We start from the raw sequence: 13,845 nt of genomic DNA, 5'->3' as shown, positions 1-13,845 counted from the left end.
TGTATTCCTGTCTATGTCAGTACCGGTAAAAGAGGTACTTATTGATCCCGCTCTTTGTCTTCATGCAGCGCTAACTGAGCTTCCAGTCTGCGTGTAACCGCATGGGGAGATTGGCTATTTTTGGCGAGAAGACGATAAGCCATGGGGATGACAAATAGTGTGAGTATGGTGGCGGAACTGACGCCGAATACGACCACGATACCAATTACATAGCGCGACTCACTGCCCGGCCCTGATGAAAGTAGCAGTGGCACTGCGCCCATGATAGTGGTGATGGCTGTCATCGCAATCGGGCGCAAACGTTGGCGCGCAGATTGTAAAATCGCCTCGTTAAATTCCAACCCTTGATCGCGCAATTGGTTGGCAAACTCCACCAATAAAATGCCGTTTTTTGCGGCTAAGCCTACCAGCATAATCAGTGCTATTTGGCTGTAAATGTTCAAACTTTGACCGGTGAGATAAAGCCCAATTAAGGCACCGGCAATCGCTAGCGGTACGCTCAATAAAATAATAAAGGGATGAATAAAGCTTTCGAATTGGGCCGCAAGCACAAGGTAAACAACAAGCAATGCCAGCGCGAAGGTGAAATAAACGGAATAGCCTGCCTCACGATAATCCAAGGACTCGCCCTTGAAATCGATGGTCGCGTTCGGGAATTTCTCGGAAGCGAGATTTTCCATATAAGTGAGTGCCTCACCCAGCGAGTAACCATTGGCAAGGTTGGCGTCGATGGTGATCGCCCTTACTCGATTGTAACGGTTTAGCACCGCGGCATCGCCACGCTCCTGCAAGGTAACAAGGTTGCCAAGGGGGATGAGATTGCCGGTGGTGGCAGAGCGCACATAGATATTATTCAGATCCTGCGGACTTTGTTGGGTATCCAGTTCCCCCTCCAAAATAACATCGTACTCTTCGCCGGCCATCATAAACGTCGTGACCCGTCGTGAGCCGAGCAGGGTTTCTAAGCTGCGATTGATCTCGCTGGCATCTACGCCGAGGGTGGCGGCGCGATCGCGATTTATGGTCACCGCTAACTGCGGTTTAGTTTGCCGGAAGTCACTATCAATACCCAGCAGGCCAGGATTGGTTTTGGCTTCTTTAATCAGCTCTTCCGACCACTCCGCGAGTTCCTCGTAATTGCTCCCGCCGAGTACGAATTCCAATGGCTTAGTGAAGCCGCCACCCAAGGATTGAGGAGTAATAGGAAATACACTTAAGCCGGTAAAGCCAGCGAGTCGCTGCCGTATCTCGCCGACAACCTGCGCGACTGGTTGGCGCTCGCCCCACGGAGTTAGCACCAAAATTCCGACGGCTTCATTGTAGACGTCGGCACCACCGCGTCCACCGGGAGCGCGAAGTAGTAGTCGGTTGATCGTGCCTGCGTCAACCATCGGCATCAGTCGTTGTTCTACTTCAGCTAATTGGCGGGTGACGTAGTTATACGATGCGCCTTCTGGGCCGCGAATAATCATAAATACAACGCCGCGATCTTCCTTGGGGGCAAATTCCGCGGGTACTTTTTGAAGAAAAAACACACAGGCGCCGACGGTGAGCACCAGTGCGAGGGCGGATAGAATTGGGTGTTTCATGCTCCCGGCGAGAAGTTTGCCGTAGCGGGTTTCCATGCGGTGCAGCAGACTTTCGACAAAGTTAGCGAGACCGCCGTGCATGGCGTCGCGATTCAGCACTTTTGAGCAAATGACGGGAGACAGCGTAAGTGCAACAACGCTGGAGAACATAACCGCGACGGCCATAGCAACTGCAAATTCGCCAAATAAGCGGCCCACATCGCCTTCTAGGAAACTGATGGGAATAAAGACAGCAACGAGCACCGCCGTTGTTGCAATCACCGCAAAGCCCACTTGGCGGCTGCCGCGATAAGCCGCAACCAAGGGCGGTTCACCGTTGAGTAAGCGTCGGTGAATATTCTCGAGCACCACAATGCTGTCATCAACCACAAGACCGATAGCTAAGACTAATGCTAGCAAGGTGAGTAAGTTGACTGTGTACCCTAGCGCATAAAGTACGGTGAAGGTGGCGATGAGTGATACCGGTACGGTGATCGCGGGCACTAGCATGGCGCGGAAGTCGCCAAGAAACAAAAATATCACCAGCACAACCAGTGCCGCGGCAATGAATAAGGTGCTGTAAACCTCGGAAATGGCGCGGTCGATAAATACCGAGCTGTCGTAGCTAGAGTGTAGCTGAATGTCGCCGGGCAAGGTCTTGCGTACTTTTTCAGCTTCGGCGCGCACCGCCTCAGCCACGGCGAGGGTATTGGACACGCTTTGTTTTACAATGCCGACGCCCACCATAGGTACGCCATTGCCTTGGAATGACTGGCGGTATTCAGCGGCGCCCAATTCAACTCTGGCGACGTCGCTTAATTTGGTTAGATAACCCTGTTCATCACGTTTTACTACTAGGCCTTCGAAATCAGCGGGGCTGAGGTAGTGGCGATTAATCTTCACCACAAAATCGCGATCCAATGATTTTAAGGTGCCAGCGGGTAGCTCTACGTTTTCCCGACGCAGTGCATTTTCAATATCACCCACGGTGAGTTGGCGGGCCGCTAATGACTCGCGGTTTAGCCAAATACGCATGGCGTATTCAGGGCCGCCACTTATGCGTACTCGTGCGACGCCGTCAATCACCGCAAAGCGATCAACAATATAGCGTTGGGCGTAATCCGCCAGTGCCAATACGCTCTGGGTTTCCGACGTTAAGTTAAGCCACATAATGACCTGCTCGTCGGCGTCGGTCTTTTGTACTTCTGGTGGGTCGGCTTCCTCCGGTAAATCGGCTAGCGCTCCAGAGACGCGGTCGCGCACATCGTTGGCGGCGGCGTCTATGTCTCGCGACAATTTGAACTCGATATTGATGGACGAAAAGCCGTCGCGGCTGCTTGAATCAATCGTCTTGATCCCTTCGATACCGGCAATACGATCTTCGATAATTTGCGTAACCCGAGACTCGACGACCTCCGCAGAGGCGCCCACGTAAACGGTGCGAATAGAGACAATCGGAGGATCAATATCGGGGTATTCACGCAGCGGTAGGCGTTCAAAGGCGAGTAAACCAAAAGCGACTAGCAGCAGACTGATAACCGTCGCAAATACCGGACGTTTTATCGCCGTATCAGAAAGCAGCATTCTATTCGCTCCCCTGTGGCGCTACGCTTGCCCCAGGTTGCAGTGCAGTAAAGCCTTCGTAAATAAGCTGTTCGCCAGCGCTGACACCGCTGCTCAGTTCGACAAAGCCGGGTTTGCGAATGCCTAGGCTAACTTGGCGGCGCTCGGCTTTTTGTTCGCTATCCATAATCCAGACATAGTGCTGAAGTTGAATACTTTGCAGTGCCGACTCCGGCGCCATAATGGCGTCGTGCTCATTGGTAATTAGCGATACCAGCATCAACATGCCGGGTTTAAGTGTGTTGTCGGGATTATCGATTAGAGCGCGCGCGGTCATGCTTCGGTCAACGGGGTTGATGCGCGTGGCGACGCTGGCAATAGTGGCGGTGAAGTCTTTTCCTAAGGCTTCGCTATGAGCGACGACGCTTTGCCCGCTCGCAATTGCGTTGATGCCTAGGCTGGGTAACTGAAAATCGAGGCGCATAACGCTGATATCATCCAGTGTCGCAATGCTTGTGCCGGGGCTGACCAAGGCCCCGGGGCTAAGTTGCCGCAGGCCGGTGACACCGCTGAAGGGCGCGCGAATATTGCGCTCGGCTAGCAGCGCTTGTATCTCTGCAATTTTACTTTCGGCGCGAAGTTTGGCGGTTTGGCGCTGATCGTATTCAGTTTGGGCTGCAGATTGATTGGCAATCAAACCCTTCAGGCGCGCCAGCTCTCGTTCTTGTTCCGCCAAATCAGCGCGAGCTGAATTGAGTTGTGCCGCTTCTTCATCCTGCTGCAGAGTGACGAGCAACTGTCCCTTGGTCACGTTATCGCCATCGTTAAAATGTACGGCCGTGATTTTCTCGCTGACATTGCTGCTGATATCGATGGATTCACGCGCAAGCAAGGTGCCTAAAGCCTGCACGCGATTTTGCACGGGCTCAGTTTTTAGTGTGCTAATTTTCACTGCGGGAGCAGGTCTGGGTGCTGACGCTGAATTTTCAGCGGGGCTGCAGCCCGCGAGAAGTGCTGCAAAACAGGTACATAATAGCAGTGTGTTGTTTGCGCTTTTCAAGACGGTACTCCGTTGTAAATCTAAGTAGCGGTCATTCGTTTAGTCGCGTCCTTTGCACAAGCAGGGCGTTATGACGCCAATATGGGCAAAATGACATTTGTGCAACGGTCTCATGCAGTTCTATTTACGCAGATTAATGTAACGGCTGACCATCTAAGAATCACCCTTTTGTGGTGTTAATCTCACTTTGGGCTTGGTGGTGAAAATCGCCGGTGCAAAACGCACCGGCGCTAAGCTAGTTTGAGCAGCATATTGCCTAGTATTTAGACGCGCGTGTTCAGTCGGCTTTCTGCTCGTTCTGCCGCCGCTAATACCTGCTTGGGCGCAGTGCCGCCTATGTGATCACGGGCATTTACCGAGCCTTCGAGAGTGAGAACATCAAAGACATCCAGTTCAATGTCGCTGCTGAACGTGCGCAGTTCATCGATGGTCATTTCTGACAAGTCTTTGTTTTCGGCAACGCCATAGGCCACTGACTTACCGACCACTTCGTGCGCGTCGCGGAAGGGTAAGCCTTTGCGTACCAAGTAATCGGCTAAATCAGTTGCGGTTGAGAAGCCGCGCATCGCTGCTTCGCGAGTCACATCTTCGTTCACAGTGATTGCCGGTACCATGTCTGCGTAGGCTTTTAAGCAGTCTTTTACGGTATCGATAATGTCGAAGATAGGCTCTTTGTCTTCTTGGTTATCTTTGTTGTAGGCGAGTGGCTGAGATTTCATCAGTGTTAGCAGGCTAACCAAATGGCCGTTCACTCGGCCCACTTTGCCGCGAATTAATTCCGGCACGTCTGGGTTTTTCTTCTGCGGCATAATCGATGAACCGGTGCAGAAGCGGTCTGGTAATTCGATAAATTTAAATTGTGCTGACGTCCACAATACGAGTTCTTCGCTGAAGCGAGAGAGGTGGGTCATCATTACGCTGGCGGCGGCGGCAAACTCGATTGCAAAGTCCCGATCACTGACTGAATCTAGCGAGTTTTCTGTGGGGCGGTCGAAACCCAGCAACTCGGCACTGTAATGGCGATCAATTGGGTAGGTCGTTCCGGCCAGCGCGGCGGCGCCCAGCGGACACTGATTTAGGCGAACGCCACAGTCTTGAAAACGGCTGTAGTCGCGTTCCAACATTTCATTCCAAGCCAGCATGTGGTGGCCAAAGGTAACGGGTTGGGCGGTTTGCAAATGGGTGAAGCCCGGCATAATAGTATTGGCTTCGCGCTTGGCGAGGTTGATAAGCCCCTGCTGCAGGCGGCTCAGTTCTTTGCAAATCAGCGCTAGCTCATCGCGCACGTAGAGACGAATATCGGTTGCCACTTGGTCGTTGCGCGAGCGGCCGGTATGTAGTTTTTTACCGGTGATACCGATTTTATCGGTCAGGCGCGCTTCAATATTCATGTGCACGTCTTCAAGGCTGATCGACCATTCAAAGGTGCCAGCGAGAATTTCGGCGCGAATTTCCTCGAGTCCGCCTTGAATATCAGCCAGCTCTTGCGCGGTTAATACGCCAACTTTTTCAAGCATGGCGGCATGGGCGAGTGAGCCGTTGATGTCGTGGTGATACAGGCGCTGATCAAAGCTGACAGAGGCCGTAAAGCGTTCTACAAACTGGTCGGTAGGCTCGCTGAAGCGGCCGCCCCAGGGTTTGATGCTCGGATCTTTGTCACTCATTGCGCTGTGTTCCCGTGTCACTAATAGGTCTGGCGTGGGCGCGTTTGCGACCCATCGCTGAAAAGGTCGTCATTATATCAGTTTTAGATATAAGCGTGCTTGGCGAAAGGATAGGGTGTTTTCGCTTAATACCAATGTCATATTTTCCCCGCATACTTCGCTGCCTAAAAACAGGCCTGTTTACCGAGGTAAAGCAATGAGTAACGTCACGTCTCCCCGTGCCAAGTTGGTTGAAATGCTCTGGCAGCTTAAGAAAACCTACGACAAGCAGGGTGATAAGGGCGTTAGGTATATTCATTTTAATACCTTGCTAAATGATCCTGCCTATCGCAAAGAGTTGATAGATCAGGCGGCGGTGAGCAGTAATCCCGATATTCGAGAGTTGGGTATCGGCCTGCAGAACATTAATACCAGCGGCGCCTTAACCCAGGGTCGTCATGATCGTCCGGTAGGGGTAATTAATCCCGATATCGCTGAGACCGTCGGCTACAAAACGTCTTCAGAAAAGCCAAAGCAAGGTCCACTCGGCAATGCAGTGATTGGCTTTGCTGTGATTGTATTATTTGTCGTTATTGCGGCGGCGATATTCAGTAAAGATCTGTCGCAGTTAATAAGTCGCAGTCAGGTAGTGAGTGGTTCAATACGCGGCGAGCAAATATGGACCAGCGATAAAACTTGGATCTTAGACGGCATAGTTTACGTTGAGGCAGGGGCAAGGCTGGTCGTTGAGGCGGGTACGATTGTGCAAGGACGCCCGGGCAGTGCATTGTTAGTGACCCGCGACGGCAGCATTCAAGCCCGTGGCACGGCGCTGGCCCCAATCGTGTTTACCAGTTCTGCGCTGGCGGGCAAGCGTAAGGCCGGTGATTGGGGTGGCCTCGTGTTGCTGGGTAATGCGCCGGTAAATACAGCGGATGCACAAATAGAAGGTTTAAATGCCGGTGATACCCGGGGCATGTTTGGCGGCAGCGACCCGCGAGACAATTGTGGTGTATTGGAATACGTTCGCGTCGAATTTGCTGGTTACGAAGTCTATGCCAATAATGAGCTGAACGGGCTGACCTTGGGCGGCTGTGGCAGTAAAACCATTATTCGCCATGTGCAGGTTCACCGCGCTTTAGATGATGGCATTGAGATATTTGGTGGCACTGTCGATTTGCGCCATATTCTTATCACCGGGGCGGCGGATGACTCCCTTGACTGGGATATGGGCTGGACGGGGCGTGTGCAGTTTTTACAAATTCAGCAATATTCGGGGGTGGGCGATAACGCCTTCGAAGCCGATAACCGCGAGGGGGATTATCAGGCCGAGCCGATCTCTGAACCGACCTTGTATAACGTGACTCTGCTCGGAATGAATAGTCAGGAAAAGTATCAGCGCGGCATGACCCTGCGTCGCGGCACCGGCGGTCACTTTAATAATATGATCATCTCGGGATTTTCGGGCGAGGCGATAGATATTAAAGATACTGAGACCGTGGCGCGTATTGACCAAGGTAAAATGAGTTTTGCGGGCCTGATGATGTCGGATATAGGCCTAGACGGCACGCATTTTTTTGCAGAGGAATTCGGCGACCAAAATGATGATGGCGGTTTTGATGAGGCCGCTTATATATCCGAAGGCGCCAGCTTGGGTATTAACCCGCAGTTTTTAAAAGTGACCCAAAGTGAAAGCGAACCGGATTATCGCGTCGCGGCTTCTTCTCCAGCAAAAGACAATGCGGTAGCGGTGCCGCAGGGCGAATTTTGGGATGAGGCTGCAAATTATCGCGGCGCTATCCGTCCCGGCGCAGTGGTAACGTGGACCGACAGCTGGACCGCATTTCCACTTAAATAAATCCCCACGGATATGGCTAGCCCCAAGCGTTAGTCATATCCGCTCTGCCACCAGCCTGCTATGCTTTACAAAACATGTGTAAGGTGAAAGCCGTGTCGGGTTGGCAGCAAAACAAAGCGCAGCTAAAGTCGCAATTTCAGCATAAGGATCAGCAGGTGTCATTTATTGGCAACCTGTCTAGCCCGCAATCACTGCTATTAATTGTGTTATTGGCCTCCTTGCTTGCCATTTTGTTTACCCTGCTAAAATCCGGTTTGCAGAATTTCGATTGGGTACTCCTCGGACTATCGGGCATGTTCACTATTTGGTGTCTGCTGGGGGCGGCGGCCATATTGCAGTTGCTCAAACCATTATTTTTGCCGCTAAGCACAGCGGTAACTGCCGCTGTTAGTTTTATCGTTTGCCTTGTTTGGGTTGCCTGCGTCACCGTGTTCGGCCAGTGGTTTGCCAGCGGTAGATTGCAGGGTGAAAGTTGGCTAATTGATGTTTGGGCCTTGGCAGAAACCTTGGCAGTTGCCACCGTCGTGCTTGGCGTGGGCATGCGCTATGCCTATTTAAGTTTGCAGTATCGCCTGCGCGAACAAAGCAGTTTGCATGCGCGTTTAGATGCGCTGAATTCTAGAATCCGTCCGCACTTTCTTTTTAATACCCTCAATAGCATTAGCAGCTTAATCAGTATCGCACCCGACAAAGCTGAGCAAGCCGTCGAAGATTTAGCGGCATTGTTTAGAGCTAATTTACAAAGTGGGATGAGCGTGGTGCGCTGGGCCGATGAGCGGGATTTGTGTGAACGCTATTTGCGTATCGAACACGCCCGCCTGGATGATCGATTAAAGGTTGATTGGCAAGACGCCGAGCTAGACGACGATGTGTCGGTTCCGTCCTTGCTCTTGCAGCCTTTAATTGAAAACGCGATTGTTCACGGTATTCAGCGTTTGCAGGCGGGTGGTCTAGTCACCGTAAAGGCGCAGGCTATAAACGGCATCGTTGAAATTGAAGTTAAGAATCCAGTTGCAGACCACTTAGACCTTGGTGTTGGTAATGGCATGGCCAACGATAACATCAAGCTGCGCTTGCAGGCACTGTTTGGCGATAGCGCTGATTTTAGTAGTAAGCTGAGCGGCGATCATTACGTTGCCCGCGCGATATTTCCAATGAAAAAATTTCCTCAGGATCAATCTTCATGAAGGTGCTCATCGTCGATGATGAGCCCTTAGCTCGCCAACGCGCCGCGCGCCTGTTAAAGGAAATAGACGGCGTTGATGTATTAGTAGAGGCCGCGAATGCCGAGGAGGCCTTGGCTGAAATTACGCGCAGCCAGCCAGATGTCCTCCTCCTCGATATTTCGATGCCGGGTAAGAGCGGAATAGAATTAGCGCGGGAATTAGCTGAGCGGAACTCCTCACCGGCGGTTGTGTTTTGCACCGCCTACGATGAATACGCCATTGCTGCGTTTGAGGCGCAGGCAGTGGGCTATCTGCTAAAACCGATTGAGCGGGATAAATTAGCGGCGGTGTTTGGGCGTTTGTCTCGGCTTAATAAAGCGCAAATTGCCGCGCTGACTGCTTTGGAGGCACCGGTTCAGCGAAGCCAGTTGTCCTCTTCTGGCCCGCAGGGTGTTCGTCTATTGCCTGTGGCGGAGGTCCGTTATTTTCATGCGGACAATAAATACGTGAGCGCCGTGTCGTTAGACGGCGAGTTATTAATTGATGACAGTCTGCGCGAGCTAGAGCAGGAGTTTGCCAATCAGTTTGTGCGCATTCATCGCAATGCGCTGGTGGCGCTGCAATACCTGCAGGGTATTGAGCGTCATGGCGTGACGGGTTATCGGGTTAAATTACAGGGTCTTGCCCTTGGGCCCCAAATAAGTCGCCGATATTTACCCGCTGTACGAGCGCGACTCGCCAAAGGTATTTAGCGACTGCTGCTTTGTGGCAGGTTTTCGGTTTTGTCAGCGGCCTCGCTGACGTATCATGGTGGCCCCACGTTGTTCTACGGAAATATTCATGTCCGACAATATAATCCGCATCGCCACCCGCGAAAGTCTGCTGGCACTTTGGCAGGCGGAATTCATCAAGGCAGAGCTACAAGCGGCGCATCCCGGTTTAGAGGTTGAGCTACTTGGAATGACCACCCGTGGCGATCAGCTCTTAGATTCACCACTCTCTAAAATTGGCGGTAAAGCGCTCTTCGTTAAAGAACTTGAGCAGGCTCTGATCGATGGCCGCGCCGATATTGCCGTGCACTCAATGAAAGACGTGCCGATGGAGTTTCCAGAAGGCCTTGGTTTGGCGATTATCTGCGAGCGAGAAGACCCCCGCGATGCGTTTGTGAGTAATTACTTCGCGTCAGTAGATGATTTACCAGAGGGCGCGCGTGTTGGCACCTCTAGTTTGCGCCGTGAATGCCAGCTTCGCGCCCAGCGTCCAGATCTGCAAATCTCTAGTTTACGCGGCAATGTTCAGACCCGCTTGCGCAAGCTTGATGAGGGCGAATTCGATGCAATCATACTGGCGGCGGCCGGATTGATTCGTCTTAAGTTAGAAGACCGTATTGCGGCCTTGATGGCGGTTGAATCTAGCTTGCCAGCCTGTGGTCAGGGCGCAGTGGGTGTCGAAACGCGACTCGATGATGCGCGGGTTAACGCTCTGTTGCAGCCTTTGCATAATAGTGTGAGTGCAGAGCAAGTCATGGCCGAGCGCGCCATGAATCGCCGCCTTGAGGGTGGCTGTCAGGTGCCTATCGCCGGTTATGCCATCATTGATCCGGAAAACGCGGATCAGCTTTGGTTGCGCGCCCTAGTGGGTGAGCCAAGTGGCAAAACTATTTTAACTGCTGAACAGCGCGGGCCGCGAGATCAAGCTGAGGCGCTAGGTATTGCGGTGGCAGAATCGTTGCTGGAGCAGGGCGCGGCGGATATTTTGCAGGCGGTGTATGGCGCTAGCAAAGCTGAATAGCTTACGGGTTTTAGTCACGCGGCCAGCGGATCGCAGCGCTGAACTTGCGGCGGCGTTAACGGCCGCTGGTGCGGAGTGTGTATTGCAGCCCCTGTTAGATATTGCACCGTTGACGCAAGCAGACCATGGCGAGGCTATTCAAAAAAGTCGCAGCCTACTGATGAATTTAGACCGCTATCAATGCGTTATTTTTATCAGCGTGAATGCGGTGCAATACGGCCTGGATCAAATTGAACAATACTGGCCACAATGGCCAATGGATATTGACGTCTTCGCCATCGGCGCGGCGACAGCAGCAGCCCTCGCCGAGCGCGATGTCGTCGTTCGGCATAGCGCCTTGGCGATGAATAGCGAGAGTCTGCTGGCCTGCGCGGAGTTGCAGAATATTGCACAGGCGAAGATTCTAATTGTCCGTGGCGTGGGTGGCCGAGAATATTTGGCAACCGAATTGACGAAGCGCGGAGCTATTGTCGATTACGTTGAGTGTTATCAGCGGTGCAAACCGGATATTGACGGTGGTCAACTGCGGGCATTGCTGTTACAACACCGCATAAATATGGTGGCATTGAACAGCGGAGAAACCCTCAGTCATTTCACCGAGCTATTGGGCTCTGTGGCATTTGCTTACCCAGTACTGGTGCCAAGCCCGCGGGTGGCGACACTAGCAAAAAATCAGGGCTATCAGTCGGTGATTGAGGCCGAGAATGCAGGTACCGCTGCAAGCCTAGCGGCACTGCAGCGATATGTAGAAAGTAATCCGTCTATACTTCATTAAATGGATCTTGAGAGAAAATAATGAGCGGCGATAAACCGGAAGATAATAAACAAGCAACCACCGACGCAGCCCAAAAGTCTGCGGTGACTAGCCGGCCTGCACCGCCATCTAGTAAAGTATCTAAAAAAACGAAAAGTGAGACGACCAAGTCAGGCAGTAATTTACTCGGCCTGCTTGCCTTGCTGATTGCGGTTGCCGCACTGGCTTTAGCGGGGTGGATGTACCAGCAGGATCAGCTCCTCGCCGCGCAGGAAGAAAATGCCAACGCCAGTTTTAAATCAGAACTGCGTTCACTAAGCGCATCGCAGGCAGAATTTACATCGCTGATCACTGCACAGCGTGAAGCGCTGTCTCAATTGCGCAGCGACAATAGCGCGCGCTTAGACGCTTTAAGCCGTCGCAGCCAAGACTTAGAAGTGACGGTGCAGTCATTGGCAACGGTGGATCGTCGCGACTGGTTGCTGGCAGAAGCAGAGTATTTATTAAGGCTGGCAAATCAACGCGCACAGCTAAGTCATGACGCTCGTTCTGCGGCGCAGCTGCTCAGCAGTGCAGATGAAATCCTGCGAGATCTCGATGACGCCGCATTACACCCGGTACGTGCAGAATTGGCGAAAGAAATTGCTGGCCTGCAAAGCAGCGCAGAGCGCGATGTGGAAGGCAGTTACTTAGCATTGCAGGCGCTGGCCAGTGCGGCTGAAAAGCTGAAAATATATCAAGCGCCCACTTATCAGGTGGTGCCTGTTGCCGAAGAGCAGACGGGTTGGCAGCAGCGCTTACAAAATGGCTTTGCTGCGGCTTGGGAAAAACTTCGCGGCTATATTCGTATTCGCCATCATGAAGAAAACTTTCGCGCGCAATTGGCACCGGAGCAAGAATCTGCGCTGCGGGCAAGTTTGCAATTAATGTTCGAGCAGGCTCAGTTGGCCTTATTGGCGAATCAACCCGTACTCTATCAACGAGCCCTAGAAAAATCCGCCGCGTGGTTGAATCGTTACTACCAGCTAGATGAGCATCGGGATGCTTTGCTAGATCAAATCAAGGTGCTTGCCGCTGTGCAGGTCGAGGCCGATCTTCCTGATATTTCAGGGTCGCTGCGCAGCTTAAAAGAGTATTTAAAAAGTAATCGCTGGCAGAAAGAGGTTCGCCAATGAAAATATTCATTGCGGTTCTGCTCACACTTATTGTTGCCGCAGGTTTGGCGGTGGCGATTCAACATGATCCCGGCTATATACTCATCGCCTACGGTAAAACCACTGTCGAAATGACGATTTGGGTTGGTTTAGCGGTATTGGCTGTATTGGTATTTTTGTTTGTTGTCGTGTTTATCAGTTTGCGCCGCGGCGTAAAAGTTAGCGATAAAATCGGCAGCTTTTGGAGCAATCGTAAAGCCAATCGTGGCCGAAGCCACACAACACTCGGCATGATTGCTTTTATCGAAGGTAATTGGGCGAAGTCTCGGCGCCTGCTTACTGATTCGCTGAAAGGCAGCGATGCACCGTTGATTAATTACTTGTTAGCTGCCCGCGCGAGCCACGCGATGGGCGATGCCGCAGCGAGCCGGCATTACCTTGGCCTAGCAGAAGAGACCAGCGCCAAGGCAAGTATCGCTGTCGCGCTCACACAGGCAGAAATGCAGGTGGAGAATGGCCGATTAGAAGAAGCACTGGCCACATTGACCCGCGCCCGTCGCAATGCAGAGCGTCATCCCTCAGTGCTAAGTTTGCTAGAAAAAGTGTACTCGGGCTTACGGGATTGGACGTCCTTGCTAGCCTTGCTACCTGATTTGCGTAAGCACAATATATTAACTACCGAAAAAATAGACCGTCTTGAGCGCCAAGCCTTAATGGGTCAATTAGAGCAAGTAGCCCTTCAGTCTGATGTCGGCGCAGTGCAGCAGTGGTGGAAGCATGTTTCCCGCGCATGGCAGAAAGACGCAGACATAACGCTGGCATATTGCCGAACGCTAGTTGCGCTCGATGATCAAGTAACTGCAGAAAAAGTGCTTCGTCAATCAATAAAACAGAATTGGTCACCTAGCTTGGTAGCGTTCTACGGCCTTATTGCTAGCGCTGATTTATCTCGCCAGCTGAGTGCTGCAGAAGCGTGGTTAAAAGAACACAATGATGATCCGGCGCTGCTACTAACGCTGGGTCGTTTGTCTCTGCGCAATGAGTTATGGGGCAAAGCCAAGGAATATTTTGAGCAAGCTTATCGCCGTAGTCCAACTGCAGAACTGTGTTTTGAACTTGGGCGTCTACTCAACAATATGGGTGAACAAGCCGACGCTGAACGCTACACCCGCGAGGCACTGCAACGACAGGGGCAGGCCCTGCCGGAATTGCCGCAGCCACACTTAGCAAACTAATTTTTCACCTGCCGCCTTGATGACGAAAATGCTCTATCTGCAAAGCGCGTAAC

At 52.2% G+C, this 13,845-nt stretch carries 10 protein-coding genes; 7 read left to right on the top strand and 3 right to left on the bottom strand.

Annotated elements, in window-relative coordinates; genetic code table 11:
- Nucleotides 1-38 precede the first annotated feature (38 nt).
- The 3 genes from O9X78_RS06765 to argH all read right to left on the bottom strand — a co-directional run bounded on the left by O9X78_RS06765 (nucleotide 39) and on the right by argH (nucleotide 5,855).
- Nucleotides 39-3,152, bottom strand: a complete 3,114-nt coding sequence (locus tag O9X78_RS06765; RefSeq protein ID WP_269618863.1) for an efflux RND transporter permease subunit — start codon at nucleotides 3,150-3,152, stop codon at nucleotides 39-41.
- Between the two features lies 1 nt (nucleotide 3,153).
- Nucleotides 3,154-4,191 carry an efflux RND transporter periplasmic adaptor subunit gene (locus tag O9X78_RS06760; RefSeq protein WP_269618862.1) on the bottom strand — a complete coding sequence of 346 codons (1,038 nt, stop codon included), beginning with the start codon at nucleotides 4,189-4,191 and terminating at the stop codon, nucleotides 3,154-3,156.
- A gap of 263 nt (nucleotides 4,192-4,454) precedes the next feature.
- Entirely contained in the window at nucleotides 4,455-5,855 is a 1,401-nt protein-coding gene (argH, locus tag O9X78_RS06755) for an argininosuccinate lyase (protein WP_269618861.1), read from the bottom strand.
- A 196-nt stretch (nucleotides 5,856-6,051) separates the two neighbouring features.
- On the opposite strand from argH, the gene O9X78_RS06750 reads away from it, so the two are divergent.
- From O9X78_RS06750 to O9X78_RS06720, 7 genes are all read left to right on the top strand, one after another.
- Nucleotides 6,052-7,692, top strand: a complete 1,641-nt coding sequence (locus O9X78_RS06750; RefSeq protein ID WP_269618860.1) for a beta-helix domain-containing protein — start codon at nucleotides 6,052-6,054, stop codon at nucleotides 7,690-7,692.
- 92 nt (nucleotides 7,693-7,784) lie between these two features.
- The gene (locus O9X78_RS06745; RefSeq protein ID WP_269618859.1) at nucleotides 7,785-8,879 is read left to right on the top strand and encodes a sensor histidine kinase; all 1,095 of its coding nucleotides are present in this window, start codon (nucleotides 7,785-7,787) and stop codon (nucleotides 8,877-8,879) included.
- Complete coding sequence (locus O9X78_RS06740; protein WP_269618858.1) at nucleotides 8,876-9,610, top strand: LytR/AlgR family response regulator transcription factor; 735 nt, start codon at nucleotides 8,876-8,878, stop codon at nucleotides 9,608-9,610. The genes O9X78_RS06745 and O9X78_RS06740 overlap by 4 nt, the downstream gene beginning before the upstream one ends.
- An 88-nt stretch (nucleotides 9,611-9,698) precedes the next feature.
- Nucleotides 9,699-10,649, top strand: coding sequence for a hydroxymethylbilane synthase (hemC, locus tag O9X78_RS06735; RefSeq protein WP_269618857.1), 951 nt, complete (start codon nucleotides 9,699-9,701; stop codon nucleotides 10,647-10,649).
- Nucleotides 10,627-11,424 (top strand): uroporphyrinogen-III synthase, encoded by a 798-nt coding sequence (locus O9X78_RS06730; RefSeq protein ID WP_269618856.1) that lies wholly within the window; start codon nucleotides 10,627-10,629, stop codon nucleotides 11,422-11,424. The genes hemC and O9X78_RS06730 overlap by 23 nt, the downstream gene beginning before the upstream one ends.
- Nucleotides 11,425-11,444: 20 nt before the next feature.
- Entirely contained in the window at nucleotides 11,445-12,578 is a 1,134-nt protein-coding gene (locus O9X78_RS06725) for a uroporphyrinogen-III C-methyltransferase (RefSeq protein ID WP_269618855.1), read from the top strand.
- A complete protein-coding gene (locus O9X78_RS06720; protein ID WP_269618854.1) occupies nucleotides 12,575-13,792 on the top strand; it encodes a heme biosynthesis HemY N-terminal domain-containing protein in 1,218 nt (405 codons plus the stop codon). The genes O9X78_RS06725 and O9X78_RS06720 overlap by 4 nt, the downstream gene beginning before the upstream one ends.
- Nucleotides 13,793-13,845: the final 53 nt, after the last annotated feature.

It is taken from the genome of Zhongshania aquatica (genome assembly GCF_027257955.1).
Classification (GTDB): Bacteria; Pseudomonadota; Gammaproteobacteria; order Pseudomonadales; family Spongiibacteraceae; genus Spongiibacter; species Spongiibacter aquatica.
Note: the sequence above shows the minus strand (reverse complement) of the source record. Positions and strands in the feature narration are given on the sequence as shown.